Here is a 23,283-nt window from a genome sequence, read left to right on the forward strand (position 1 = left end):
GGTCTCCTTGCGTTAGCCCTGCCTTTGCTGCCGCGCGTTGGCGAGCCGGCCGATCAGCTTGCGCCGTTGGGCCATCACGTCGCTGTAGCGCGGATCGCGCTCGTTCTTCATGATCGCGAGATTGTTCGGATCCTGCTCGAAGCGGTTCAGCTCGGCCTCGATCGTCGCCGGATGTGTGGTCTCCTGCGCTCCGCCGCTGCCCGTGGTGACAAGATTGTCCTCGCCGAGCTTCTCACCGATAGTGTTGAAGAATTTGATCAGGCGCGGCGAGCCGATCAGCTTCTCTAATTCCGCGCTGTCATCCATGCCGATGCCAAGGGCGCGCGCGGCGCGCTTGGAGCGATCGAGATTGACTTCGTAGTTCGCGCCCCAGTCAGAGCGCAATTGCGTGTCGAGCGCCTTGCGCGCCGCGGCACCATCGGCATCGAGTGCACCGATCCGCTCATAGGCCGCCTTGAATTGGCGGTGAAACAGCTCCTGGGCGGTCGAGAGCGGGATCCGCAGATCGTGCGCGTCCTTGGCAAACGAGGCAAACAGCGCCTCATCGAGCTTCTGCCCCTGCGTCAGTTCCGGCTTCTGGATGGTGTAGTCCTTGGCGTCCTTCTTCCAGCCCAGGCTTTCCCAGCCGTCCCACTCGTTGAGCTTTGCCGGATCAGGCTTGGACAGCACGTTGCGGTCGCGCGCGACCTGGTCGGCATGCCGCAGCGACGTCAGCGCGGTCTTGACGTCCGGATAGTTCTTACCCTCAAAAAACTTTTGTGTGTCGGTATCGAAGCCGTAGTCGGCCGAGATGTACCACGGGCCTTTGTCCGGAGCCGGCGCCGGTGCGGGTGCAGGTGCCGGGGCCGGTGCGGGTGCAGGCGCGGGCGATGGAGCCGGTGCGGGTGCGGGCGGCGGTGCAGATCCACTCATCTCTTGGTCTCCGGTGCGGTGTGGTAGCCGAACAATTCCTGTGGTGTCTTCTTGCAGAGCTTCAGCGTCTCCAGCGCGAGCTGACGACGGCCGAGATAGATGCCGAGCGCGATTGGATCAGTCGGCGGATCGCTGTCATCGAACACGTTGCCGCGCAGCGCGAGATCAGCGAGAAAATGCGGATGCTGGGTGCCGATCGCGGCGAGATCGGACAGCACGAGGTGCCGCTTGCCGCCATCGCGCCAGGCCGTGATGAACCATTCGCGCCAGGCTCTCATGGCACAGCCCTCCGTCTCGCGGAGGTTTCGGCCTGACGCGCATGGGCCATATCGGCATAGGTCGAAGCCAGCTGCGCAGCCTGTTCGACTTGCATCTGCTGGACCTGCGCCTGCGCGCGCGCTTGGCGGATCTGTGCGACCTTGTCGTCATCGTTGATGACGTCGGGCTGCTTGACCATGGCGCCGTGCAGCACGTCGGCGACGGCGTCGATATTGACCTTGTCCATGATGTCAGGCCGCTGCATCGAAACCGCGATCTGCCCGAGCGAGCTGATCCACTGCAGCACCGCCGTGCCAGTCGCCGCCTCCTGCGCCTTCGCTAGCGGCGAGACGAACTGCACCGCCAGCGCGCGACCCTGCAGTTCCGGTGGCGGCGGAATGGTCTGTCCGGCGCGCGCCAGGATCGCGAAGCGGCGCGCGATGTGCGTCGCTAGTCCCTGCTGGATCCGAACCAGGAACGGCGCGACCAACTTCAGCCGCTCGCTCTTGAGCGCCATCACCTCAGTTGCGGTCATCTGCGGCCGGTTGCGCAGGATCTGCATGGTGCCGTAGAGAAACGCTTCGCGGATCGCCGCGCGGCGCTCCTCGGTTTTCTTCTCCGCGTGCTGCGGATTGTCGCCGCGCTGCAGATATTCCAGCAGCCGCTTGCCCTGCGCCGACATGGTGCCGTTCAGCACCGCATTCGGCACGATGTCCTCGGCCTCGACCACGGCCTGGTCGTGAGTGAGAATGGGCGGCTCCGCGGCGAACTGCGCAGCAACGAGATTGGATCGCTCCATCTCGTTGTTCATGTTCATGTCCGGCCGGGCGTCGTGGCCCGGGCCGGTCGCCCAGGCCTTGCCCGAGCGCCTGTTCCAGAACAGCGCGTGGTACGGCATTTCGTAATAGGCGCCATCGCGGCGAAAGTTTTTCAGATCCTCGGACACGTAGGTCGAGAGCCAGCGCTTACCGCGCGGCCCCAGGGCGCCGGGTTTGAAATCCGGATTGAGGCAAACGGCGTGCACCACGTTGTAGCGGTGCTGCTCCTGCGCGCCGCCGGCGGCATCACCGAACTTCTGCATCATCTGCGCGCCGGTCAGATGAAACGCGCGATGGAATTCATCGAGATTGCCGGCGAGGTCGACATTGATGAAGCTTTCGCCGATCGGGATCGAACGGTCGATGATCGCCTGCCGTTCCGGCCACTCCTCCTGATACATGAAGCCGTTCCCGTAGCGGCCCATGTTAGCGAGCCATGGCGAGGCCTCGCTGTAGAAGGTCGATTGCGACGGCGATAGCGATGCGTACAGCTGGCTGCCCTGGTCCCAGAACCATTTGCGAACCGGACCCCATTTGGCGAGATCCTTGTCCTCGATCGTCAGCTCGAACCAGCGCTCCGCTGGGTTCATACTCTCCCCGAACAGGCCGCCGACGTAGTCGTTCAGCGCGTACAGCGGCGTGCTGTCGTACACGAACAGATCGTCACGTTGGCGCCGTTCGTTAATCTGGAATTCCTGTCCGTCGAGATCGATGATCTGGGCGATATCGCGCCAGGCCGGCTCCTCCAGCGCTCGCACCTCTTTGAGGTGGCCGTGCCGCGCGAGGATGTCCTGGGTTGAATAAGCGGTCATTGGCCGAACAAAGTCCGCGTGAAGGTCGTGCCGGACGCTGGCGCAGTGCCAGGGTCGATGGCGCCGAACACACCGCTCGCGCGGAGCGCGGCTTCCTGGCTCTCTCGGGCGCGACGCGCCGCCTCGCTATCATTGTCGGCCGCGGTCGCGGCATCGGCCTGCGCCTGAAGCTGCTGCTTCAACGCCTGCGTCGCCGCTTGTTGCGCCTGCGCGGTGGCGGCATCGGCCGCCGAGGTGTCGGCACTTCCGAACAGGTCGCACATCAGGCTTTCACCCAGGCCATGTTGAGAAAATCTTCGCCGTTGCAGCCGCGCGCGCGAGCGAGGCCTTCGGTTTGAAGCCGAGAGCCGCTGCAGCGTCGTCTGCGCGAGCTCATGCTTCGCCAGGATGCTGCATTCGGCGCGATGCACAGCCGCGGCTAGTGCCGGCATGAACCGCACGATGCCGAAGCGAAACACCTCGATCGCGACCTCGCGCCAGCTGTCGGTTGCGACACGATGCAGCCGGGCGACGCCTGGCGAGACCAGATAGGCGGAGAGGATCGAGGCCGGGCGGCCAGTGCGGTCGATGAAACAGAATGACATGATCGCCGACGGCAATCGGGCGATCATGTCATCTGCGAGCGACATCCAAGGCACATCGGTGGCGAAGCGGGTCGCGAACTGCTCCTCCGCATCGTCCGCGCGTAGATGCGCGGCGATGTAGGAAATATCCGGAGGGGTCGTTTCGCGAACCATGCCGGGCACGATGCCCCAGGCCGCGAGCCGTCAACCGTTATTTCCGGCGCCGAATCTGACCTCGCCGCCGCCAGCCCGCGGATCTGCGGTGGGCCAGAAGTAGCCCGATCTATTCAGCACGTTGTCATTCAGGATTCTTCCCCAGGATGTCGTCAATCGCAGCCGAGACCCATTGAGTTATAAGTGAGCGGGCTTCCCATAACTCCATTGGGCGCTTGTGCGGTTTGATCTTTTCATTGGGGTGATGCCGCTCCCCGGCATTTGCTGTCTGCGTAAAGCGCTTGATCTCGCTGCCCGATATGCCGCCGTTTGGCATATCCTTGACAGCTTCATACGCCTTGTACAACTCGAACCAGCCGGGCTTGTCCTGCAGATAGCGCAAGGCGCTGCCAATTTCGGGCTCCAAAGCCGCCGCGCGCATCCAAAGCTGCGCTCTGGATGGTGCAGGTGCGGGCTCAATCACGTTGCCTTGCGCATCTTTCACCATTAACTCGACAATGCCGCCACGCACGCGAATCTTGCCGCCTTCCGCTTTGAGGTAAAAATGTTTGCGGGGCTGGCCGTCCGGTACAAACTCGATCACCGCCCCGTCGGTGACGGGATCGGTGTCCGCGTTCTTTGACATCACCACGTTTAGCGTATTGAACAACTGCTTGGCCGCCTGATGGACTTCTTCCGAAGTCATCATCCCGTCGAAGGCTGATGATCGCAGGGCCAGATAGTCGCCGCGCTCATCCTTAACCTCTTCGATGAAAGGATCGAAAGGCGGCTTCAGCAGCATGAGCCAAACCTTCTGATCCGCTTCCGGGCCATTGAGCTCTATGCCCCACTGGTTACTTCCTTGGCTCAACTTACTGCTCCTGAAATCCTTTGGTCTAATCGATCCTGCTATATTCACGGAATTGTAGTCCTACGTCCGCTCCGGGTCAAAAAAAGCTTAAGTGCAGATCTGCCAAGAGCAAGTCTAGTCTGATCACGCCCGGCGCCGTCCGAAGGGGCTGTAACGGCCGGCTTCCCGGTTTTTCTGCCGGATCCGCTCCTGCTCGCGCTTGATCTCGCTGGTGCGCCTGGCCGCCGCGGCGGTACCACAGACCAGCGCGCCATACTCCAGCGCCTCGCAGGTGTGGCCATCGAAGGTCTTGGCGACTGATCCGAGATCGTCAGTGCCTGCTACTTTGCGGAAATGGAACGTCTGGTTGGCGCCGCGCCGGATGGTCTTGCATGAGGGATCAACCAACAGCCCCGGCTCGCCGCCCTCGCAGGTGTGGCGGATCTTGGAGCGCACCGCCTCATGGCGCGCGTCGGGATTGTTGGTCGGCGCGAGCTCGACCTCGCGACCGAGATATTCCGACAACCGCTCGCGGTCGCTGCCTTCCTCCAGGTCCTCGCCTGCCCCCATCGCTGGATCGCAGCGCGAGACGAACTGGCAGCCGGCGAAGCGCGTTTCCTCGAGCGCCAGCATCGCGGTCGCGAGCTCGCGCATGCCGCCGCGCTCCAGCGGGCATTCTGCCAAGATCCGCAGCTGGCCGTTCGAACGTTCCTGCATGTAGACCGTCGAGGGCGTCAGGCCGCCATCGGTACCGGTGATGACGGGTAATTCCTTGATCACAGGAATGGTTTTGACGGCCATGTTGCGGTCGTCGTCCCATTCCGCCCAGACCGGCGCGTTAGCACGGGTGAAGCCCGGCTTATTGTGCACCATCCGTTTGATCCACCACGGCCGGTGCGAATTCATCATCGCCGAGTTTTCGTAATAGCCGCGGCCTACCGCCTCCAGATTTTCGGCACCGGGATCGAGGCCGCCTGGCTGGCGATGCAGCACGTAACCAGGCCGCTTCGTTTCGTAGAAATCGCGATAGACGTAGTTCAGCACATCCGGCGCGTTGGCATCCCCATAGAAGCGGCCGGAGCGCTTGATGATCTCGCGCGGCGGTTCGCGGCCGACGCGGTCGATCAAAGCTGTGAACAACTCCTCCGGCAGCGTCGTCCATTCGTTGAGATAGCAATCGGTGAACTCGTTGCCGAGCAGGTCATCCGGGTCCGCCGTTTCGCCGAATGCGCGGAAGCGATTAGTCAGCAAGATCGGGCCGAACTCGTCCTCGAAGGTGATGACATGCTCGGCGTCCCGAGGCGCCGAGCCATTCCACTTGCCGAGATCGCGTGGGAAAAGTTTCCACCACGACGGGATTGTCGCCTTCCAGATGTTGATGTACTTCTGTCGCCATGTGCCGAGCACGTAGCGGCGCACCCCGTCTGCACCGGGATAAACTCGTTGAGCCTCTACCAGCGCCTTCTTGCAACTCGCTGTCGTCTTGCCCGAGCCGCCAGGCCCGTTGAGCAGATCGGCCGGATTGTGCGCGAGAATGTAGGCGTCGCTGATGGGGCCCGCGCTGCGCATCAAGTTGACAGTGCCGGTCTTCTCTCCCTTGTGCAGCTCGTCGACCGCATCAGGAAATTGCTTCCTGAATTCGTCATCGCTCTCCAGCCACTGCATCTGATTTTTGTACGGGTTCGCGGAGCCCAGCACGTCCGCGAGCGAAGTCTTCTCCAGCAGCTGCTGGGGTGACGCGCCATCGTCGATCATGCGCGGCTTCCCCGCCCCTTTTGCCGTCTCCAAAATTCCGCGCAGCTTTCCGAACGACCTGCGATCCAACAGGGCCGAACGGGAAAAAAATCGCGCGCGCGACCCGCAGGGGGTCGTCGCTGGGGTGGTTTGGGGGGTACCCCCTCCGGCCCCCCCGGGGGGGTACCATCCGAAAAACGAAGGCCGGCGCGTCCTGGGGGAGCGCGCCGGCCGGGACCGCTGGCGCCCAGCCGAGCGGTCGATCACCGGCGCGGTCTGCACTCCGGCCGGTGATTTGGGATTAGCGGCCTGAGATGGCCAAGCCGCTGAGATCGCTTCAGTTCTCGTCGTCGTGCGACACGTCCTTGTGCGACACGTCTGCAGGCTGTCCGATAAGCGCCTGATTTTGCGGTGTTTCTTCAAGGTAGAGCCACGGTGCCTGCGCCTGGCCATTGGGCCCGACCTGCGGCGCATTCTGCCCGCCGATCACCATCGTAAACCGTGGTGCCACTGCATTGCCTGCGCCGTCGACCTGGGCGAGCTGGGCATAGCAGTAGCGCGAGAGATCCGCCCATAGCTTGTCGAGAAATGTCAGCGCTTCCAGCTTGGTGCATCCGAGCTCGATCGACAGCGCCTCCGGCGTGAACATCGCGTAGCGCCAGCGCTGCATCAGCGGATCGCCCATGGTTTTGCGCAGGAATTCAACCATTTGGCGCGTGGCGATGTTGCGCGCGCCAGGCGGACGGCCCGCGCGGTTCTTCCGGATCGATGCCTCGATCCGCTGCGCCTCGCCCGGCAACAGGTTCGACCTGGTCGGCGGCATAAGCATGTCGAGCTGCGCGGCGTCGTTTTCGGCCGCCGCGGCCGCCGCCGCCGCAATCTCACGCCCGACCGCGCCCTTTCCGTCCGAATTCGCCATCTGCGACCGATCCCGTTGAATATCCGGGCATATTTAATTCGCTTCCGGCGTCGGCAACCGTGCGAGCGGTCCGACAAGTGGCCGGAGTGGCCGCGCTAGTGGCCTTTTATATCTATTTGGTTTTAAAAGGATAATAGGTATAGCGGCCACTGCGGCCACTCCGGCCACCACGTTCCCTCGCGCGCGCGCACGCGCGCACATGCGCACGGAAACAGCGTGGCCGCGGTGGCCGAGGTGGCCGCCACGCTGGATAACGCTATGATTTCATGATGTTGATCAAGGCCACTAGCGCGGCCACCTGATTAGGATGGTGGCCCTTCCCCGCGCCCAACGGTGCTACGCAGGACCGCACGCCGAAACTGGCATCAATCGCGCCACGTCAATCGTTGTGAGCGAACAAACAGAGGCCGCGCGGCGCGGGGCGCGCGTGACGAGGGTGAGATGGGTGAACTTGAGATGGTAGAGCGCGTCCCGAGACAAGCCGCGCGGACCTTTTTTATCGCCAAACGGGCGCGGGCGAGGGAAACGCAAATGCGTGAGCGGTGCTAATGCCCTGGTCGACGCCGTTCTATGATCCGATCGTGCTTCCGCGCGGCCGCGAGCTCATCACGCTGCGTGACTGTGCCAACTACATCATGAAGCTAAGCCCGCAAGAGAAGCGCGCAGCGCACTGGCTTACAGCGGTCGAGGTGCTGATGCTGGTCGCGGAGCGCGGCGGCGATCCAATGCTGGCGCGGATCGCGATGATTCAAGCGCTGGATCACGGACGAGATCGCCCGGCGCCATCGACGCGGCGCAAGCGGGCGCGGGCGTACAAGATCATCAGCTAACTATTTTTTCGCGGACCGGGTTGACAGCTGCTTCTGTATGTCCTAAATTTAGGACACATAACGGATGGGGATTAGCCCCGCCGGACAAGGGCTAAGGAGGCCCGGTCAACATGAAGCGCGATCTCTACATTGAAGTGACCAACAAAATCGTCGCCCAGCTGGAAGCTGGCACGCTGCCATGGGTTAAGGGCTGGTCGACCTCCGGCAGCATGATGCCGATGAACGCCGTTACCAATCGTCCTTATTCGGGCATTAACGTGCTTCTCTATTGGGGTTCTGCCGAGCGCGGATGGTCCCGACCTCGCTTCCTCACCTTCAAGCAGGCGCTCGAAGCCGGCGGCCACGTGCGCAAGGGCGAGCACGGCATGAAGCTGTATTTTTTCAAACAGCTTGAAGTCGCGGACAGCTCCAACCCCGACGAAACCAAGTGCATTCCGATGCTGCGCGAATACACGGTGTTCAATGTCGATCAATGCGAAGGCCTGCCCAATGACGTGATCACTGGAAAGGCAAAGGCGGCGCCGGCAAACCTCGATGAGCGCGAGATCCTCGCCGACGAGTTCATTGTGGCCAGCGGCGCCGATCTGCGCGAGGGCAAGGGCAAGCCCTGCTATATTCCCTCGCGCGACTTCATCACGGTCCCGGCCTTCGCTGATTTCCACAACGCGCCGGAATATTACGCGGCCGCCTTCCACGAGCTGGCGCATTGGACCGGTCACAAATCGCGTCTCGATCGCGATCTGTCCGGCCGGTTCGGCACTGACGCCTACGCCATGGAGGAGCTGGTGGCTGAGCTCTCGGCTGCCTTCCTCTGCGCCGAATTTGGCCTGGACAACGCCCATGCAAACCAGGCGGCTTATCTTGCGGGCTGGATCAAGGTCCTGAAGGCCGATAGCCGCGCAATCTTCACCGTCGCCAGCAAGGCGCAGGCGGCCGCGAACTATCTCCGCGATACGGCAAACAACGCCGAGCCCTTGGAGGAACTGGCGGCCTGATATATGGCTTTGCGGCGGCCACCTGATGCGGCCGCCGTTTTTCCTTTGGGGCTCCGATGGTCGATCACCGCAAGCTTTTGGAACGGGCCGGAGAGGCCCTTTACGGCCCTCGCTGGCAATCAGAGCTAGCGCGGGCCATCAACGTTTCCGATCGCACCATGCGGCGCTGGGTCGCCGAGCCTTACGAGATCCCTAGCACGGTGTGGGATGAAATCGGCGCCCTACTCGGCCGCCGGCGAGCCGAAATTGACGCGGTACAGGCGGAAATCCGAAGCCGCTAGAGCTTGCGGGCAAACCGTGCCGAATCAGCTCACGTCATTGTCGACGATGTCGAAGGGATCAGCCTCAACGAACAGGCTGATACGGCGATCATTCATCGAACCGTTGAATACGATGCTGCATCCGTCCGGATGCTTTTCGATATAGATGATCTGGTCAAGCCGGATGAAATACTCTTCCCCCCGGATTTGATGTGTTTGAAGTTCGCCATTGAATTACCTCCGTTTTACAGGCGTCCGCCTTATCTGCTTTTTCGGCTTGCAGAGCAACTCAGAACGGGATCGCCTCCAGCGCCTCAAGCCGCGGCCGTTCCCGGGCTTTCAGCTGCAGCACGATCAAGTCAAGCGACGGAATGCGCTCGCGCTCATGGACGTTGAGCCGGTTCTCGGCCGGCGTGAGCCAGCGCAGATTGGCGCGGCGATTGTCAAGCGTCTGCCCGTTGCGATGGTCGCCGTGCAGCGCTGCGATCTCGAAAGCCGGGCGCGGGTCTACCGCTTTCAGGATCTCGCGGTGCATGCGCACTGTGGCGCGGTCGCGGCCAACATTACGCTTGGCGTAGAGCTGCCAGCGCGCCCGGCCGCTCCACCAGACATTCCAATTGGTCTCGACCAGCCAGGGATAATCGATCGCATCGACCAGGCACCAGATTTGCTGCCGTTCCGAAGGATGATGGCGCGCCATGGCGTGCCAGCGAGATCCGGCAGCCAATGTCTCACCTACTTCTCCGGCGCGTCGTGATAGCGGTCCAAGACGATCAGCGTGCAGCGCTGCTTGGTGCCGTCGATCGTGCGGTGATTGATTTCAGCATGGCTGATCATCACGCCAGGGACCGGACACTGACGCAGCGCATCTTTCCAGCCGCCTTGCGCGTACTCGGTGCCTGCCAGGTGCGCCGCGACTTTCGGCGAGGCGTTCGGCACCGCCAGCACCCAGCCTGCGGCCGGGAGGTTGTAGCGCTCGCAAGCGGCCGCGAGCGTGATGCGCTCGGAACGCATCACGCCTGCGACGATCTCCGGCACCGAGAACAGGCCGAAGCCCGCAATCATAACGTCGCGCTTGGCGGTGCCGCGATCGAGCTGCGCCTCCTCCGGACGTGCATTGCCTTCATCGTCGGTGGTGCGCAGCTCCTGCAGCACCTGGCCAATGGTGTTGCGCTGGGAATTGCGCCAGGCCAGCACCGGCGTGGTCAGGATCTTGTCGACGCATTGCCGATAATTCGGCTTGGCGTCCTCTACCTCCGGCAACGCGTTGGCGGCGAGCAGCTCGGCCCAATGCAGATCTTCGTCGGGGCCAAGCTTCACATCGAGCTCGGCCGACAGCTCCGGCCCCAGCAGCAGCCAGGCGCAGGCCAGCAGCGTGCCATATTGCTTCTGCCCGCGCGGCGCGTGGCCGCCTTCTTCGAGCGCGCGCATGAAGCGGGCGCGCGCCTGGTTGAAGCCGATGCCTCCCTGCCCCCAGCCCTGCATCATCAGCGCGATCATCATCGGCCCGGTGGTCTCGGCGTCGATCGCTGGCGGCATCGGCTGGTTACGATTGATCGGCCCTAAGCGCAGCACTGCGCAGCGCGATAGGTCCTGCGCGGCATGCAACGGGTTGTTGATGGCCGAGAACAGGAAGGCGCTTTTCATCTGGAATTTCGAGGCCTCGCCCTTGGTCGGGCCGCCGCGCTGGCCGATGTCGCCGGAAGCCGAGGTGCGCATCAGATGCGTCACCGCGTTGAGCTTGCGCGGATCGCTGTCCGGCTCCAGCTCATCGAGCGCAATCGGCCGGCAGTCATGCGCCATAGCTTGGTAGAGGCCTGCGGCCGTCGTGTCGGCGGTGCGCATCAGCGCGTCGCCGAACACGGCCAGGATATTGTCCTGCAGGGTCGACTTGCCGGTGCCCCAATCGCCGAGGATCAGCACGCTCGATCGCCAGTCCAGCGCGCCGCCGAGGATGGCGCAGCCGATCCAGCCGAGCAGCAGAACCGGATCGACCTCCGGTCGTGTCCAATTCCATTTGCGGAAGATCTGAAGCAGCTTCCCGGCGGGGTTTTCCTCCGGCGAGATCGGCTGCGTCCATGGCTCCGGGATCGGCGCCAAGCGCGGATAGAGCTTGTTTTCGTGCACGCCGGTCGCACGGTCAACGAACTTGCCGTTCTGGATCTCCCATAGTGCGTCGCCAGCATGATAGACGATGTTGCCGGTGCGCCAGGTCCAGGCGCCGCGGCCGCGCATGCGATCCGCCGGTGAGAAAAAGCCGCGCATTGAGCACGCGTAGAACAGCACCTCCTTGATCTCGTCTGCCTCGAAACTCTTGATCTTGGGCGGGAACGGCTTGCCAGTGTCGGGATCGGTGCCCTTGGGCACGTGCCAGCGCGGTTTCATCCACTTCGGATAGTTCGGCGCCTGGCTGAACAGGTCCTGGATCCCGACCTGGTTCATGTCACTTGCCGACATCGAACGAAACTGGCCGCGGCTGTCGATCAGGTAGAAGCTGCCACCTTCGAAACCAATCGGCTCAACCGGGCATTCGCAGCCGGGATCTGAAGGCATGCCGTACATATCGGCATTCCACTTGCCGGCCAGCACGTCGTTCGGCCCGCGGGGCGTCATCGGCGGCGGATCATCGCGGCGCGCCTTGCGGATCCGCTCCAGCTTGCGCTGGGCCTTGTCCATCGAAACGACGTTGGCGTTGGCGCCGGGCGTGGGAGAGCGGGCCATCTATGTAGTTACTTTTTCACCCGCCGCAGCAGCAAGCCGCCCTTCATCACGTGGTCGAGTGTCGCGCCGGAGAGGCTTGTCGCAATCGAAGGGCGATACCATTCATGCGATGCACCGATGTCCTGATCGAATACACGATACATGCTGGATTTCATCATGCCCGAGCACTTCTCAACAGCCTCGCAGGCGATCATGAAGGGCGTCACGCCAGCATCGACATCGACGGTCACGACGTGGCCTCTACACTTCTCGCAGACGTAGATGTTCTTCTTGCCCTTGAAGCCTTCCGGCGGCGCGGTTCGTTTCAGATCTTCCATTATGCTGCTCCCCTCAATGTGTCGTTCAGATCCTTGCCGTAGACCGCGCCCACCTCGGTCACGGCGCGTCCGGACGCGCGCAGCGCCGCCAGGCCCCGCTCGAAGGCAGCGACCGCGGCCGGCTTGTCCCAGTCGTTCTGGCGATGCACGATCACGCTATCGATGCAGGGCGGCAGCCTGGTCGCGACGTTGGCCATGTTGGACAGCGAGATCATCGCCCATACGCGATGCTGCGGTGCTGCGAGCAGCGCCGACAGGCCGTCCTCGACGCCTTCCGTCAGCACTAGCGTCTGCAACAGTCCGTTCTCGTTAGCCTCGCGCACCGACAAATGCCCGTCGCCCCGCCATAGCGGGATGACGCAGCCGCCAAATTCGCCGAGCACCTTTCGCGCCGGTTGCGCTGTGCCATCGGGCGCGGGCGCGATCGCGGCCTTGTCGCTGCCGTCAGGCTTGAGCCAGGTCTGGTGCACCGCCTTGATCTGGCCGGCGCCATCAGTGCAGCACGCCACAAGCGCCGGCGCGACGAACTCGCCAAGCACCTCATTGCGCTTATTGCGTCGGAGATATCGATGCTGCGCGACGAAGCGCAGCGATCCCGGCGCGATGCTGCCACCACGCGGGCCGAGGAACGGCGCCTGGCGCAGGTCGACGCCCCGGCGATCGCGTAAGTAAATCTCGGCCGGTGTGTCGAGCACGCGCCTGGCGCCGGCGAAGATAGCAAAGGCAGCAGCCGCCTTGCGCTCGCGCCGGCGCTGGCCGTCCTCCTGATCAGCTGTGCGGCGATCCGCAGCGATGCGCTTCGCCGCCTCGATCTCGGCGCGGCTCATCTGTCCCACACCGAGCCGCGCCAGCACCAGCTTGGCCGCTGGCTCCGCTCCGCGCTTTTCCTGATCGTACCAGCCATTGCAATAGGCGACGAGCTCCAGCGCCCTGCCCTTTTGCGTACCGTTGAATTTTTTCCATGATAGCCCGTCGGCGCGCAGGCATAGGCCGAAGCAATCGCGGCCGTCTCCCCGGGGATCATCGATCAGCGTCCAGCCCTTGCGGCTGGGCATGTCCAGACCGCACAGCGCAAGCACGTCGGCTATGCGGAGGTCAATCAACCGCTTCAGATCGTCCCAGCCCTGGCGCGTGCGGAGATCAATCTTCATCGCCGCACCATCCCGGCCACGCGCACCAGCGCCGCATCGATGGCGGCGTCGTCGCGCAGATCCTCGACGCGGTTGCGCGCCTTCTGCACCGCCTGACGGCTTTGCCCGAGCGCTCGCGCGAGCTCGGCATTGCCGACCTCAAGCTCCACCGCGGTGATGTAGGTCGCCATCATCTGGATCTGCGCCGCGCGTAGCCATTGCGGGTTCTGCGGCCGCTGCTTGCTCATGTCCGTCGCCAGCACTGCATCACGATCTGCACCGAGCGCATCGGCGCAGAGGCCGACAACGAGGCGATGAAAACCGGAGATGATGCCGCGCGGCTTGACTGGCTTGGCCTCGCCAAACGCGGCCTCCAATTTCGCCAGCGTCTTCGGCGATGGCCGATGGGCACCACGCAGCAGAGCAAACCAGTTGTTGACCTCGATCCCGGCAAGCCGGCACAGCTCGCCATGACTAAGGCCGGCAGCCTTACGCCGCCGGTCGATGCTTTCGACGGTTGACGAACCAGTGTGGTTTTCGGCTTTCGACTTGGTGACGGCAACGGTTGACGAACCAATGTGGTTCTTGGTCGCAAGCCGCGGATCCGCAGCAAGCGCGGTGTCCGCGATGATGTCGAGCTGACGAGGCGCGATCGCGGACACGGATCAGCCCTCGCTCATGATGTCGGCGATCTCTGACTGCGCGGGATGATCTTCTGCGATAATCGCGGCTACAGGCGTAAGCGAATGGGCGCCCTGCACATGCCCGAAGAAGGTGAGCCAATAGTAGCCGTCATCGCACGGACCGACGATGCTGCTGTCGTCCTGCGATGGATCGCAGACGATCTCACCATCACAGCAGACGACACTGTGATTAACGCCGTTTCTGCTCTGGCCGCCGAGAATGAAGACGGGGCGGCTGCGTGGATTGCATGCCGACACTGTACAGAGAACGTCCTTCAGTGGCGTCTCGCCAGGAAATAGCATGTTGATGGTGACGATGCCGCGCGCATTGAGCCACGCCTCTACGCGATCGTGTGCGGCTTCGGCGCCGTCGTCATACGCGCTCGCGTCCATGTAGTGCGGCACGTCCTGCGCATCCATGTCGAGCACACACGCGATCGCCGTGCGATGGCAATCGCCGTAGATGCCCTGCTCCGGCCGATGCCTGTTGAGCTGCTTCTGCGGCTTCATGTGCCCTCCGGCCGGCGCGTGTTAGTTGGCTGGTTGCTGGATTGATCAGTCGCGGCCTCAAACAGATCAGCCGCTTCGATTTGCACGCCCTTACCTGCGTAGCCGAGCGCGATCAGCGCGCGAGCCACGAGGTGCCAGACGTGAATGGCTCGGCGCGGATAGTCCCGAACATTCCCTTCGCGGGTGACCGCGCCGCGATCTAACTGCTCCGTCGACCGCCCCCGTAAGGTCGCAACATGATAGTCTCCGCGATCGACGGTCCCACCGATGTTGCAAATGCGCATGCGCGCAAGCTCGGTGACCTTGCGTGTGATTGCGCTATGCAGTTCTACTCGGATGATGATCATGGTGTCGGCCTCCTGCGCATCTCGATCGCGCGGCCGAAATCCACGCGCACGTCGGGCAGGATCACGCCGATGATCCGAAAGTAGATTTGGAAATCGCTGGCGTTGTGCAGCCGGATCGCTGTGGCCGCGGTCCCGACCGCATCGGCCAGCATTTCGGTATAAGCAAAGATCACGCGCCCATCGGGCGCGGCGCGGCTGGACCATTTCTCGATCTCAAGCGCGAGATTGAGCAGATCCTCGGGCTCGCCGGGATTGCGCAGGCCGAGCACGTGCTCGGCGGCGATGATCAGCGCCTGCAGGACAGCGGCCTGATCTCTCATGACGCGGCCTCAAACATCACGTCGCGGAAATTCGCTACCCAGCGCGCCACGAGGTGCTCTGGCAGGTCGAGGCGTTCGGCGATCTCGGCAGTGTCGAAGCGAGACAGCCACCACGCGATCACCTCGCGATACTTCCTCAGCTGCGCCCGCGAAACCGCGCCCGCCCTTATGGCCCTCACGACTTCGCCCTCCAGTGCAGACAGAGGATGAAGCACTTCGGCTCGCCGCCGATCGCGGTGGTGATTGCCTCGATCCGGGCACCGCCATTGCGCGTCGAGAAGCCGGACAGCTCCTTTTCCATCAGCGCGCGCACGGCATCGGGCCAGGTCTCGAAACGATGGCCGAGCTGGGCGATGCGGCTGTGTTCGAATTCGTTCAGCGCGATCACGATCGTGCAGACGTTGCACTTGGCGAGGTCGAGCCCGACCGTGCGTTCGATCTCCTTGCGCTGCATGTCGGCGACCTGGCCGAACGGCGTATCGGTGATGCCAGCAGTGCGCGGCACGGTGTCCGTCATTGCAGCCATCCCGCCATGGTGGCCAGGTTGACGGCGATGCCGATCACCAGCGCGGCGACGGTCCAGGAGAGCACCAGGCGGAGGTCCCGCCCCTCTTCTTCGGTGTGCGGTGACAGGCGCCTCATGCGGCTTCCCCATTTGCAGGCGGCGAAACCTTCGCCAGGTGGTCGCGCACGCGCTGCTCCTCGCGGGTCAGCGCGGTCACAAGCTTTTCGTTGGTGGAAATCCAGCCGGCCTGGGTCTTGCCCTTGGCGATCCGTAGCGCGGTCGACGGGGACAACCCGGCGCGGTGCGCAAGCTGGCTCAGACTGAGCCCGATGGCCTCAGCCCGCACTTTTATCTCGCTAATCGCAACGATTGTGTGCATAGTTGCACACCTAAGCTGTGATTTGCGGCATATAGTCAAGATCAATGTTGCATGATGTGGAGTGCGTCGGGGATTTGCATACTAGACCTAGCGTGTTTGCTAGGTTGGATTTGCAAATGGCCAAAAAACCGAGCGTTCCCAGCGAGCCGAGATCGGCGCGAAGCAGCGCGCCTATATCCGGGACACGCTGAAGGAGCTGGACATCACGGCCACTCACATGGCTCGCCAGCTCGGCTTATCCCCATCTACTTTCACCCGCTTCGTCCGCCTGCCGGACAGCTCCGAGAAGACGCTGCATCCCGCCACGCTCGACAAGGTCGAACAGCTCCGGCAGATCAATTCGGACAGCCCGACGCCGACAAAGACCCAAGCGGCCTGGGCCGAGGCTCGGCAAGAGGCCGAGCCCGTGGAGATGACAGCGAACTGGGATACCTATCTGGCGCAGGCGGTGCGCAGCCTGATCGGCAACCGCGAGGGCATCGAGGCCTGGCGCCTCCATACCCGGGCGTTGGAGCTCGAAGGCTTCATGCCCGGCGATATCGTGCTGATCGACCTGCACGGCAGCCCACGACCCGGAGACGCCGTCTACGCCACGGTCCGCGAGCATGCGAGGCCGGAGCCTGTCATGCGCCAATATCAGCCCGCCGGCGCCGTCAACCTGCTGGTGCCGCGGACCAACGAGCCGCAGCCGCCCGCCACCCTGGTGGTCGACAACAAGGCCGTGGTGATTCGAGGAGTGCTGCTGCCGCACCGGCTGCGGGAGCGCGCCGCGGCCTAAAAAGCACATGTTTCACATGAAACGCTTCATGTGAGACTTGCAAAACTTGCAAACACATCTTGCACATGGCATCCTCCACCTGCTGATTTGCACAGGAGGCTTTCCATGCGTCGTTCCCGTTACTGCAATCGCCTGCCCTCCCGGCCAATGCCGGTCCGCGTCCCAGCCGCGCATATTCCTGCCTATGTCGACACCTCGCTGGTCTCCGCGCGCGCGCTGCTCGGCGCCGATGAGACGGTCAAGCGCATGGCGTCCGACATGCGAGAGGCCTCGCATCGCGAGGGCGGCATCACCCGCGAAGATCTTCAGTTGCTCGGCTGGACGCCGGCGCAAATCAACGACCACGCCGACGCCGCCCGCCGGCTCGCCAACGAGCAATCGGTGGCGTCATGAGCCTTCGTCTTATCCAAGCCCGAGAGGCCTTGCGCGCTGCCGGGCGCGAGATCCAGCGCGCGCTGGCCGAGGACTATCCGGTCGGCGCTCCCGTCAGGTGGGTCCGTAACGGGCACGTCTACACCGGTATCGTGCGGTCGCACGGCTTCTGCGGCCGGGTGCTGGTGCAGCGCGACGGCATGCCCCGCCCTTACTGGATCGACGACGGTGACATCGCCGACGCATCGGGGATGGCCGCATGACCGATCCAGATGACAACAACCCGTGCGACGATTTGAGCGAGACCGCCGCTAACGCGCTGTGCAAAGTGTTTATGTCCATCATCGACGATCGCATCCGGCGCGACCTGGCCCAAGCCGACAAGGTCCGTGACGAGATCCGGCAGAAGGGCACTCATTGGGCCGGCGCCGAGATCTGGGAGCTGCGGCGCCAGGTTGCCTCGCTTCGTAAGCAACTCGCCAAGGCCAAGCAGTCATGAGCGCGGCCGCAGCGGAAACAACAGGTGTCATCAGGGCGGTCCGCGTCGCCCTGATGGATCTCGACGGCATCCGCTGCGGCACCGCGACCCTTGTCTGCGATCACCTGCTGCCGGAGCTCATCATGCGCGACGGCGAGCCTTTCCTTTTCCAAGAACGCAGCGACGATTTCGCGGTCTACCGCCAGGTCAGGCCATACCGCTGCCTCGGATCCTGATCATGCCCAAACCCTACAGCTCGCGCGAGGTCGCCGAGGCCATCGGAATCAGTGTGGCGACGCTCTACCACAGCCGCCTGAAGCGGCATTTCTGCGATGGCCTGCCGCGACCGATCAGCGAGCGCGGGCCGCTGAAATGGGAGCGCTCCGGCTTTGACGCCTGGCTAACGCGGCACCACCCGGCGCGGCCCAAGGGCTTCGCCAACGACGCCTTTCCGCTACCCGATCCAGCCAGCGAGGAGGAGCACCGCGCCCGCCTGATGGCGGCATATGGGCACATCTCCTGACGACTCTTGACATGGCCGGCTGCGCCGGCCTCCATTTCCCCGCCTCCTCCGCTGCACCGGAGCTAAGTCCATGACCGTCCAACTGCGCTACATCAAATGGCGCGAGGGCCGCCCCGCCTCGAACGGCCCACGCGAGCGCATGCTCGGCTTTACCGATCGCGACCTGCGCCATCCGCCGCACGACAAGAAGGGCCGCCCGGTCGGCCGCTGGTTCTCTTATGAGGAGGCCGCGGAGGTCTCACGCAGCCACGCAGCCGCGATCGCTGAGGCCCGCAAGGGCAAGGGCAAGCGCCGCCGCACGGTGGTGGCCGCCGCGCTGGCGCGGCCGGCGACGCTCGAGGACCTGATGCGCGACTGGTTCTCCTCCGAGGAGGTGCAGGCATTGGCGCCGGCCTCGATCGCGTCCTATCGCAAGGCGATGCGCGCCGTGCTCTACAAGCCGGAGAGCCGCGAGGAGGCCAAGACGCGGCGGCATGACGGCACGCCGGAGGAGGATCGGCCGCGCGAGGAGATTGCGTCCGTGCCACCCAAGGCAATCGGCGCGCCCGAGCTGCGCGTGTTCTTCAACTACCTGAAGGCGCGGCGCGGCCACACCATGGCGCTCGCTGCTATCGCCGCGATCTCGGCCGCCTTCAGCTGGGGCCGCGAGAGCCCGAAATGGCGGCTCGGGACCAATCCGCGGCTCGACATGGAATTCGATCGTCCTGACGGCCGCGTGGTGCTGATCGGCCTCGACGAGTTCGCAGCGGTCGTTGCAGCCGCCGATGCGTTTGGCCGGCCCTCGATCGGCGATGCGCAATATCTCGCTCTATTCACCGGCCAGCGCCTGTCCGACCGGCTCGCGATGAAGGACGAAGGCCTGGTTAACGGGCGCCGGCACCTGCGCCAGAGCAAGACCGGCCAGTTGGTCGAGATCAAGGAGGCGCCGCAGCTCGCGGCGCGGCTGCTGCTGGCGCGCCGCCGCGTCATGGCGCTGAAGGACGAGCGAGGCCTGCCTGAGCCCCCGGCGCAGATCGTGATCGACGAGACCACGGGCCGTTCCTACAACGCCAACACCTATCGCCATGTCTTCACCGATATCCGCGATCTCGCGACCTTCGGGTGGCTGGCGCGTCATAGCCCGCGCGAGGCCATGGCGCGCGCACAGGGGCTCGCCGCCGAGCTCGCCAAAGCCGAGGCGACGCTGTTCAAGGGCCTGCCGGTCGCCAACGATGCGCAGCGCCAGGCCACGCTCGACGCGCGCGCCAGGCGCCTGCGTGATTGGTTCGCCGAGCTCGCCACGCGCGAGGACGCGGGCGCCGGCCGCGCGGCCGCCGACAATGTAGTGGCGCTGCCGATCTGGAAACTGGCGCCATGCCCGGCGCTGGCCTTTATCGACGAGCGCTACGGCAACGCTGATCTGAAGAACGACCAGGACCTGCGCGACACCTGCGTCATGCTGCTCGATCGCGCAGGCAACGACCTGCTATCGATCTGCGACATCACCGGCCACAGCTATCAGTCGGCACAGCTGATCATGAAGAGCTATCGCGCCCGCAACGCCGATCGCGCCGACGTCGCGATGGAAAAGCTTGTGGCTTTCGTCAGTAAGGAAGGCCTGGCGTGACGCGCGTGGTTTAGGGGTCCAGCGGACCCTGCAGGCTGCTGAAATGCTTGGCGTAGTAGTATTCCGGATCTCCGGTAAGCACGCCGGCCATCTCGTCGATCGCCTTCTGCAACGCGCGCTGCGCCAGGCAGCGTGGATCATCGCCCAGCTCGCCGCCATAGGTGAAGTTGCGCACGCGCCCCATCAAGACTAGCAGCTCCTGGTCCCGCAGGCTCGGCTCGGCACGCCGCTCCGCCTCCTTCTGACGGCGATATTCCATGCGGTCCTTCCTCGACATCTCGTCTCTCCGATCGTTCGACGGACAACGAGAACACAAAGAGAACATAGTCGTCAAATCGCGTGCGACTAATAAAAGTCGCACGGCCGGAGAAAAAGTCGCACGGCGAAAACGAGGTCGCGCTTTGTTCCGCACTAAGTGATTGATTTCATTTTGGTGGGGGAGGCAGGACTCGAACCTGCGAAGCCATGAGGCGGCTGATTCGGCTGCCATGACGTCGATGGTCTACCCGCGAAACGGCGGCTTTCGGACCAGAAGAGGCCATGGAAGACGGTAAGGCCGCGGGGCCCGTCTGGCGGGCTGCGCGGCCGGGGCGTTTATGGTCGAACCGGGATGGCAAAGTCAACCAAGGCAAACAGGAAATTTCCCTGTTTCTCACCAGCCGGTTCTTCGTCTCCGCCCGCCCATTCTCATTTTTTGGCACCGCCAAATTGCCAGAATCCGCCGCCCGTGACACAAGCCGTTCCATGAGCGAGCGTGACCGAAAGCCCCCGTTCCGGCGTGGCGGTGCCAAATCCTCTGGCAAGAGCCGCGGCTTTGGCCGCCAACGGCCCGCCTGGGAGCGCGATTCCGCCGGGGACGGGCCGGTGATTCTCTACGGCTGGCACACCGTGACCCTGGCGCTGGCCAATCCGAAACGCCGGATCCGCAAGCTCTACCTCACCGAAAACGCTGCCCGCCGGCTCGCCGACGAGCAGATCGAGACCCGGGTGGCGCCGGAAATCGTCCGTCCGAGCCAGATCGACCAGCGGCTCGGCCCGGACGCGGTGCATCAGGGCCTGCTGGCGGAAGCCGATCCCCTGCCCTCGCCCGACATCGACACGCTGGCTGCGGAAGGCATGATCCTGGTGCTGGACCAGATCACCGATCCGCACAATGTCGGCGCCATCCTGCGCTCGGCCGCGGCCTTCGCGGTGAAGGCGATCGTGACCACCGCACGCCACAGCCCGGAGGCGACCGGCGTGCTGGCGAAATCCGCCTCCGGCGCGCTGGAGCTGGTGCCGCTGATCACGGTGCAAAACCTTGCCCGCGCACTGACCCGGCTGAACGAGCGCGGCTTTCAGACCGTCGGCCTCGATAGCGCAGGCCAAAGCGACATCGCCGCGATCGAGCTGCGCCAGCCCTTGGCGCTGGTGCTCGGCGCGGAAGGCAAGGGCCTGCGGCAACTCACGCGTGAGACCTGCAGCGTGGTGGTCCGGCTCGACATGCCCGGTGAGATCAAGAGCCTCAACGTCTCCAACGCCGCGGTGCTCGCGCTCTATGTCGGCGCCAGCCGGCTTGGTCTTATGAGCTAAAATGAAACGCCCGCTCGCATGATGCGAACGGGCGCCAGCACCTCAATATCTGAAGTGATCAGTAGTAACGGCGCAGCACGCGCCGGCCGTGATAGTAGCTCGAATGGCCCCAGCGATAGGCGTGGTGCCGATGGGCGTAGACCGCCGGCCCTGCAACGCCGGCGCCGTGATAATAGTGATGGCGCGGATAGGCATAACCGACCAGCGCGCTCTCATGATAGGTCGGATATGGCGCGAAGCGGCCCGGGCCGGTGTAGGTCGGCCCCTGGTTGACGTAGTAGTATTGCGTGTCCGGCTCAGCCAGCCGCTCATAAGTGTAGCCGTAGCCATAGCCGCAGCTGCCGCAGGCATAAGGCGCCTGATAGGGATAGGCCGCTCCCGGCGGATAGGCATAGCCGCAGGGGGTGTAGCCGCAGGCCATCGCGGGCGCACTGCCCGCGATCGCAAAGCCGATCAGGGCTGCAAGTGCTGAAATGGTTCGACGCATTACGCTCTCCTGTCAGGTCGTCTTTTTGTTTGAAGCTTGTCTGGACGGCATCCTCATTAGCGGCCGTAGCCGCGCGGCCCACCATCCTGCGGCGCCAGGATGACCGCGGGCGGATCCATCGGCACCTCGGGCTGCGGAGGCTGCATCATCGACTGAGCGCCCCAATAGTCGTGATAGCTTTCGGCGGGCTTGGGCAGCTTGCGGTTGGCGGGCGGCTCGATCTCCATCCGTCCGTAGCCGGGTTGGCTGCCGAGGCTCGGATAATAGTGACCGACATAGGGCTCGGAATCGACGTAGCGGCCGCCATAGATGGTCGGCTGCCGATGAACGCCCTTGCCGAGCCCGTAGTCGCCCTCCACCACGGCGTAGGAGACATCGATGCCATTGATGATGATCGGCACGCCGGGCCTCGCGGGAATGACGAGATCGAAGCCGCCGGCAAACGCGGCCGGCACCGTTCCGAGCAGGATGACCAAAGCTGTTGCGAAGCGCATGGAATTCACGTGGCGGTTGCCCCTCTTACCAATAACCGAACGCACCGCCTTAAGGGGTTAAGGCGGCGGCGCAATCTGCCGGTAAGCCTAACGACTCCAGCATTCATCCCAGTTAATGCCGCCGATTATCGAGGCTGCGCGGACGATGCATGCTCGGCACGACCCAATGGCGGACGCGAGCGAGGCGATGAAAGCGATCAGCGGTTGCGGACGGGACTCTGGCCTTTCAACCCGCCACGCGATCGCGCGCGGACCGCGTCACCCCGATTCACGCCTCATCACATCGCTTTGAAGGCCATTCGAGCCCGGCGCGGAACAGTGGCGACGGATCGCGCTTACTGAGGGGGGCACAACAGTGGAGCAGCAAATGAGAAAAATCGCGATCATCGGGGCAGCAATTCTTGCGACCGCGTTCGCGGGCCCGACCATGGCGAAGGAAATGAAGAGCCACCGTCACCACATGACGCAGCGGACCGTGCAGCAGCAGGACGCCAACGCCGGCAGGACCTATGGCTGGAACGGCCAGCGTCGTGAATCCGGCTTCTGGCCGGGAGATGTCGCCGCAGGAGCGGTCGGGACCGCAGCGGGCGTCGCCGGCGCCGCCATCGGGACCGCCGGGGCGATCGCGACCGCACCATTCCGCGGCCCCGCCAACGCCTATGCCTATGACAACCGCTATGCCGCCGCGGCTCCTCCGCCGATGGCGCTCGAGCGGGGTGATGCCACCTATTATGACCGCGGCCAGAATGGCTGGTACGGCGACTGGAACACCTATGCCGCCCACAATGGTATCGTGTGCCGCCCCGGCACGATGTTCAAGGACGGCAACGTCATGCGTCACTGCCAGTAAGCTGGCACCGATCTTCGGAATAGAGGGCGGCCTCTCCGGCCGCCCTGTTGCCGTGTTCGCGCTCGCGGCGGGCCGACAGCGGTAGCTTCGCTTCGCCAGTTCTGGTA

At 64.0% G+C, this 23,283-nt stretch carries 33 protein-coding genes; 11 read left to right on the top strand and 22 right to left on the bottom strand.

The window, feature by feature from the left end; all coding sequences use genetic code 11:
- Positions 1-12: 12 nt before the first annotated feature.
- The 7 genes from P6U24_RS25280 to P6U24_RS25310 all read right to left on the bottom strand — a co-directional run bounded on the left by P6U24_RS25280 (position 13) and on the right by P6U24_RS25310 (position 7,019).
- Complete coding sequence (locus P6U24_RS25280; protein ID WP_407155181.1) at positions 13-912, bottom strand: hypothetical protein; 900 nt, start codon at positions 910-912, stop codon at positions 13-15.
- The gene (locus P6U24_RS25285) at positions 909-1,190 is read right to left on the bottom strand and encodes a hypothetical protein (protein ID WP_407155182.1); all 282 of its coding nucleotides are present in this window, start codon (positions 1,188-1,190) and stop codon (positions 909-911) included. Before P6U24_RS25285 ends, P6U24_RS25280 begins: the two co-directional genes overlap by 4 nt.
- Positions 1,187-2,800, bottom strand: a complete 1,614-nt coding sequence (locus tag P6U24_RS25290; RefSeq protein ID WP_407155183.1) for a portal protein — start codon at positions 2,798-2,800, stop codon at positions 1,187-1,189. Before P6U24_RS25290 ends, P6U24_RS25285 begins: the two co-directional genes overlap by 4 nt.
- Positions 2,797-3,537, bottom strand: coding sequence for a hypothetical protein (locus P6U24_RS25295; protein ID WP_407155184.1), 741 nt, complete (start codon positions 3,535-3,537; stop codon positions 2,797-2,799). Before P6U24_RS25295 ends, P6U24_RS25290 begins: the two co-directional genes overlap by 4 nt.
- 124 nt (positions 3,538-3,661) lie before the next feature.
- A complete protein-coding gene (locus tag P6U24_RS25300) occupies positions 3,662-4,387 on the bottom strand; it encodes a hypothetical protein (RefSeq protein ID WP_407155185.1) in 726 nt (241 codons plus the stop codon).
- 123 nt (positions 4,388-4,510) lie between these two features.
- Positions 4,511-6,121 carry a hypothetical protein gene (locus P6U24_RS25305; protein WP_407155186.1) on the bottom strand — a complete coding sequence of 537 codons (1,611 nt, stop codon included), beginning with the start codon at positions 6,119-6,121 and terminating at the stop codon, positions 4,511-4,513.
- A 316-nt stretch (positions 6,122-6,437) separates the two neighbouring features.
- Entirely contained in the window at positions 6,438-7,019 is a 582-nt protein-coding gene (locus P6U24_RS25310) for a hypothetical protein (RefSeq protein ID WP_407155187.1), read from the bottom strand.
- 548 nt (positions 7,020-7,567) lie between these two features.
- On the opposite strand from P6U24_RS25310, the gene P6U24_RS25315 reads away from it, so the two are divergent.
- Together P6U24_RS25315 and P6U24_RS25320 are read left to right on the top strand one after the other, a co-directional pair.
- Positions 7,568-7,849, top strand: a complete 282-nt coding sequence (locus P6U24_RS25315; RefSeq protein WP_407155188.1) for a hypothetical protein — start codon at positions 7,568-7,570, stop codon at positions 7,847-7,849.
- A 110-nt stretch (positions 7,850-7,959) separates the two neighbouring features.
- Positions 7,960-8,844, top strand: a complete 885-nt coding sequence (locus P6U24_RS25320; RefSeq protein WP_407155189.1) for an ArdC family protein — start codon at positions 7,960-7,962, stop codon at positions 8,842-8,844.
- Positions 8,845-9,393: 549 nt separating this feature from the next.
- Here P6U24_RS25320 and P6U24_RS25325 read toward each other — a convergent pair.
- From P6U24_RS25325 to P6U24_RS25380, 12 genes are read right to left on the bottom strand one after another with little or no spacing between them, the layout of a single operon-like run.
- Positions 9,394-9,831: an HNH endonuclease gene (locus P6U24_RS25325; protein ID WP_407155190.1), complete on the bottom strand. Its 438-nt coding sequence runs from the start codon at positions 9,829-9,831 to the stop codon at positions 9,394-9,396.
- A gap of 8 nt (positions 9,832-9,839) precedes the next feature.
- Complete coding sequence (locus P6U24_RS25330) at positions 9,840-11,825, bottom strand: hypothetical protein (RefSeq protein ID WP_407155191.1); 1,986 nt, start codon at positions 11,823-11,825, stop codon at positions 9,840-9,842.
- Between the two features lie 8 nt (positions 11,826-11,833).
- Entirely contained in the window at positions 11,834-12,142 is a 309-nt protein-coding gene (locus P6U24_RS25335) for a hypothetical protein (RefSeq protein ID WP_407155192.1), read from the bottom strand.
- On the bottom strand, positions 12,142-13,293 hold the full coding sequence (locus P6U24_RS25340; RefSeq protein ID WP_407155193.1) for a toprim domain-containing protein: 1,152 nt from the start codon (positions 13,291-13,293) through the stop codon (positions 12,142-12,144). The genes P6U24_RS25335 and P6U24_RS25340 overlap by 1 nt, the downstream gene beginning before the upstream one ends.
- The gene (locus tag P6U24_RS25345) at positions 13,290-13,934 is read right to left on the bottom strand and encodes a hypothetical protein (protein WP_407155194.1); all 645 of its coding nucleotides are present in this window, start codon (positions 13,932-13,934) and stop codon (positions 13,290-13,292) included. Before P6U24_RS25345 ends, P6U24_RS25340 begins: the two co-directional genes overlap by 4 nt.
- A 3-nt stretch (positions 13,935-13,937) precedes the next feature.
- A complete protein-coding gene (locus P6U24_RS25350) occupies positions 13,938-14,465 on the bottom strand; it encodes a hypothetical protein (protein ID WP_407155195.1) in 528 nt (175 codons plus the stop codon).
- Complete coding sequence (locus tag P6U24_RS25355) at positions 14,462-14,812, bottom strand: hypothetical protein (protein ID WP_407155196.1); 351 nt, start codon at positions 14,810-14,812, stop codon at positions 14,462-14,464. The genes P6U24_RS25350 and P6U24_RS25355 overlap by 4 nt, the downstream gene beginning before the upstream one ends.
- A complete protein-coding gene (locus tag P6U24_RS25360; protein ID WP_407155197.1) occupies positions 14,809-15,132 on the bottom strand; it encodes a hypothetical protein in 324 nt (107 codons plus the stop codon). Before P6U24_RS25360 ends, P6U24_RS25355 begins: the two co-directional genes overlap by 4 nt.
- Positions 15,129-15,311: a hypothetical protein gene (locus P6U24_RS25365; protein WP_407155198.1), complete on the bottom strand. Its 183-nt coding sequence runs from the start codon at positions 15,309-15,311 to the stop codon at positions 15,129-15,131. The genes P6U24_RS25360 and P6U24_RS25365 overlap by 4 nt, the downstream gene beginning before the upstream one ends.
- On the bottom strand, positions 15,308-15,649 hold the full coding sequence (locus tag P6U24_RS25370) for a hypothetical protein (RefSeq protein WP_407155199.1): 342 nt from the start codon (positions 15,647-15,649) through the stop codon (positions 15,308-15,310). The genes P6U24_RS25365 and P6U24_RS25370 overlap by 4 nt, the downstream gene beginning before the upstream one ends.
- Positions 15,646-15,774 carry a hypothetical protein gene (locus P6U24_RS25375; protein WP_407155200.1) on the bottom strand — a complete coding sequence of 43 codons (129 nt, stop codon included), beginning with the start codon at positions 15,772-15,774 and terminating at the stop codon, positions 15,646-15,648. Before P6U24_RS25375 ends, P6U24_RS25370 begins: the two co-directional genes overlap by 4 nt.
- Positions 15,771-15,983: a hypothetical protein gene (locus P6U24_RS25380; protein WP_407155201.1), complete on the bottom strand. Its 213-nt coding sequence runs from the start codon at positions 15,981-15,983 to the stop codon at positions 15,771-15,773. Before P6U24_RS25380 ends, P6U24_RS25375 begins: the two co-directional genes overlap by 4 nt.
- Before the next feature lie 250 nt (positions 15,984-16,233).
- On the opposite strand from P6U24_RS25380, the gene P6U24_RS25385 reads away from it, so the two are divergent.
- From P6U24_RS25385 to P6U24_RS25415, 7 genes are all read left to right on the top strand, one after another.
- A complete protein-coding gene (locus P6U24_RS25385; RefSeq protein ID WP_407155202.1) occupies positions 16,234-16,794 on the top strand; it encodes a hypothetical protein in 561 nt (186 codons plus the stop codon).
- Positions 16,795-16,899: 105 nt separating this feature from the next.
- Positions 16,900-17,187, top strand: coding sequence for a hypothetical protein (locus P6U24_RS25390; RefSeq protein WP_407155203.1), 288 nt, complete (start codon positions 16,900-16,902; stop codon positions 17,185-17,187).
- Positions 17,184-17,429 carry a hypothetical protein gene (locus P6U24_RS25395; protein WP_407155204.1) on the top strand — a complete coding sequence of 82 codons (246 nt, stop codon included), beginning with the start codon at positions 17,184-17,186 and terminating at the stop codon, positions 17,427-17,429. The genes P6U24_RS25390 and P6U24_RS25395 overlap by 4 nt, the downstream gene beginning before the upstream one ends.
- Positions 17,426-17,665 carry a hypothetical protein gene (locus P6U24_RS25400; protein ID WP_407155205.1) on the top strand — a complete coding sequence of 80 codons (240 nt, stop codon included), beginning with the start codon at positions 17,426-17,428 and terminating at the stop codon, positions 17,663-17,665. Before P6U24_RS25395 ends, P6U24_RS25400 begins: the two co-directional genes overlap by 4 nt.
- A complete protein-coding gene (locus P6U24_RS25405; protein WP_407155206.1) occupies positions 17,662-17,880 on the top strand; it encodes a hypothetical protein in 219 nt (72 codons plus the stop codon). The genes P6U24_RS25400 and P6U24_RS25405 overlap by 4 nt, the downstream gene beginning before the upstream one ends.
- Before the next feature lie 2 nt (positions 17,881-17,882).
- On the top strand, positions 17,883-18,167 hold the full coding sequence (locus P6U24_RS25410; protein ID WP_407155207.1) for a hypothetical protein: 285 nt from the start codon (positions 17,883-17,885) through the stop codon (positions 18,165-18,167).
- A gap of 70 nt (positions 18,168-18,237) precedes the next feature.
- Entirely contained in the window at positions 18,238-19,773 is a 1,536-nt protein-coding gene (locus P6U24_RS25415) for a hypothetical protein (protein ID WP_407155208.1), read from the top strand.
- Positions 19,774-19,783: 10 nt separating this feature from the next.
- Here P6U24_RS25415 and P6U24_RS25420 read toward each other — a convergent pair whose 3' ends face one another.
- Positions 19,784-20,050 carry a hypothetical protein gene (locus P6U24_RS25420; RefSeq protein ID WP_407155209.1) on the bottom strand — a complete coding sequence of 89 codons (267 nt, stop codon included), beginning with the start codon at positions 20,048-20,050 and terminating at the stop codon, positions 19,784-19,786.
- 467 nt (positions 20,051-20,517) lie between these two features.
- Here P6U24_RS25420 and rlmB point away from each other — a divergent pair, with 467 nt between their 5' ends.
- Entirely contained in the window at positions 20,518-21,345 is an 828-nt protein-coding gene (gene rlmB, locus P6U24_RS25425; RefSeq protein WP_407155210.1) for a 23S rRNA (guanosine(2251)-2'-O)-methyltransferase RlmB, read from the top strand.
- Positions 21,346-21,403: 58 nt separating this feature from the next.
- Here the strand turns inward: rlmB and P6U24_RS25430 are convergent, their stop codons facing one another.
- Entirely contained in the window at positions 21,404-21,832 is a 429-nt protein-coding gene (locus P6U24_RS25430) for a hypothetical protein (RefSeq protein ID WP_407155211.1), read from the bottom strand.
- Between the two features lie 56 nt (positions 21,833-21,888).
- Positions 21,889-22,326 (bottom strand): hypothetical protein, encoded by a 438-nt coding sequence (locus P6U24_RS25435; protein ID WP_407155212.1) that lies wholly within the window; start codon positions 22,324-22,326, stop codon positions 21,889-21,891.
- A gap of 367 nt (positions 22,327-22,693) precedes the next feature.
- Here P6U24_RS25435 and P6U24_RS25440 point away from each other — a divergent pair, with 367 nt between their 5' ends.
- Complete coding sequence (locus P6U24_RS25440) at positions 22,694-23,176, top strand: hypothetical protein (RefSeq protein WP_407155213.1); 483 nt, start codon at positions 22,694-22,696, stop codon at positions 23,174-23,176.
- Positions 23,177-23,283: the final 107 nt, after the last annotated feature.

It is taken from the genome of Bradyrhizobium sp. STM 3557, assembly GCF_045571465.1.
In the GTDB taxonomy this organism is placed as follows: domain Bacteria; phylum Pseudomonadota; class Alphaproteobacteria; order Rhizobiales; family Xanthobacteraceae; genus Bradyrhizobium.

Bases quoted from the DNA above. Each gene is read 5' to 3' on its own strand.
- P6U24_RS25290 (WP_407155183.1), bottom strand. From the start codon at position 2,800: ATGACCGCTTATTCAACCCAGGACATCCTCGCGCGGCACGGCCACCTC.
- P6U24_RS25400 (WP_407155205.1), top strand. From the start codon at position 17,426: ATGACCGATCCAGATGACAACAACCCGTGCGACGATTTGAGCGAGACC.
- P6U24_RS25405 (WP_407155206.1), top strand. From the start codon at position 17,662: ATGAGCGCGGCCGCAGCGGAAACAACAGGTGTCATCAGGGCGGTCCGC.
- P6U24_RS25315 (WP_407155188.1), top strand. From the start codon at position 7,568: ATGCCCTGGTCGACGCCGTTCTATGATCCGATCGTGCTTCCGCGCGGC.
- P6U24_RS25420 (WP_407155209.1), bottom strand. From the start codon at position 20,050: ATGTCGAGGAAGGACCGCATGGAATATCGCCGTCAGAAGGAGGCGGAG.
- P6U24_RS25410 (WP_407155207.1), top strand. From the start codon at position 17,883: ATGCCCAAACCCTACAGCTCGCGCGAGGTCGCCGAGGCCATCGGAATC.
- P6U24_RS25330 (WP_407155191.1), bottom strand. From the start codon at position 11,825: ATGGCCCGCTCTCCCACGCCCGGCGCCAACGCCAACGTCGTTTCGATG.
- P6U24_RS25340 (WP_407155193.1), bottom strand. From the start codon at position 13,293: ATGAAGATTGATCTCCGCACGCGCCAGGGCTGGGACGATCTGAAGCGG.
- P6U24_RS25375 (WP_407155200.1), bottom strand. From the start codon at position 15,774: ATGAGGCGCCTGTCACCGCACACCGAAGAAGAGGGGCGGGACCTCCGC.
- P6U24_RS25350 (WP_407155195.1), bottom strand. From the start codon at position 14,465: ATGAAGCCGCAGAAGCAGCTCAACAGGCATCGGCCGGAGCAGGGCATC.
- P6U24_RS25360 (WP_407155197.1), bottom strand. From the start codon at position 15,132: ATGAGAGATCAGGCCGCTGTCCTGCAGGCGCTGATCATCGCCGCCGAG.
- P6U24_RS25430 (WP_407155211.1), bottom strand. From the start codon at position 21,832: ATGCGTCGAACCATTTCAGCACTTGCAGCCCTGATCGGCTTTGCGATC.
- P6U24_RS25415 (WP_407155208.1), top strand. From the start codon at position 18,238: ATGACCGTCCAACTGCGCTACATCAAATGGCGCGAGGGCCGCCCCGCC.
- P6U24_RS25285 (WP_407155182.1), bottom strand. From the start codon at position 1,190: ATGAGAGCCTGGCGCGAATGGTTCATCACGGCCTGGCGCGATGGCGGC.
- P6U24_RS25390 (WP_407155203.1), top strand. From the start codon at position 16,900: ATGCGTCGTTCCCGTTACTGCAATCGCCTGCCCTCCCGGCCAATGCCG.
- P6U24_RS25355 (WP_407155196.1), bottom strand. From the start codon at position 14,812: ATGATCATCATCCGAGTAGAACTGCATAGCGCAATCACACGCAAGGTC.
- P6U24_RS25435 (WP_407155212.1), bottom strand. From the start codon at position 22,326: ATGCGCTTCGCAACAGCTTTGGTCATCCTGCTCGGAACGGTGCCGGCC.
- P6U24_RS25295 (WP_407155184.1), bottom strand. From the start codon at position 3,537: ATGGTTCGCGAAACGACCCCTCCGGATATTTCCTACATCGCCGCGCAT.
- P6U24_RS25370 (WP_407155199.1), bottom strand. From the start codon at position 15,649: ATGACGGACACCGTGCCGCGCACTGCTGGCATCACCGATACGCCGTTC.
- P6U24_RS25280 (WP_407155181.1), bottom strand. From the start codon at position 912: ATGAGTGGATCTGCACCGCCGCCCGCACCCGCACCGGCTCCATCGCCC.
- P6U24_RS25395 (WP_407155204.1), top strand. From the start codon at position 17,184: ATGAGCCTTCGTCTTATCCAAGCCCGAGAGGCCTTGCGCGCTGCCGGG.
- P6U24_RS25335 (WP_407155192.1), bottom strand. From the start codon at position 12,142: ATGGAAGATCTGAAACGAACCGCGCCGCCGGAAGGCTTCAAGGGCAAG.
- rlmB (WP_407155210.1), top strand. From the start codon at position 20,518: ATGAGCGAGCGTGACCGAAAGCCCCCGTTCCGGCGTGGCGGTGCCAAA.
- P6U24_RS25310 (WP_407155187.1), bottom strand. From the start codon at position 7,019: ATGGCGAATTCGGACGGAAAGGGCGCGGTCGGGCGTGAGATTGCGGCG.
- P6U24_RS25305 (WP_407155186.1), bottom strand. From the start codon at position 6,121: ATGATCGACGATGGCGCGTCACCCCAGCAGCTGCTGGAGAAGACTTCG.
- P6U24_RS25320 (WP_407155189.1), top strand. From the start codon at position 7,960: ATGAAGCGCGATCTCTACATTGAAGTGACCAACAAAATCGTCGCCCAG.
- P6U24_RS25385 (WP_407155202.1), top strand. From the start codon at position 16,234: ATGGCTCGCCAGCTCGGCTTATCCCCATCTACTTTCACCCGCTTCGTC.
- P6U24_RS25440 (WP_407155213.1), top strand. From the start codon at position 22,694: ATGAGAAAAATCGCGATCATCGGGGCAGCAATTCTTGCGACCGCGTTC.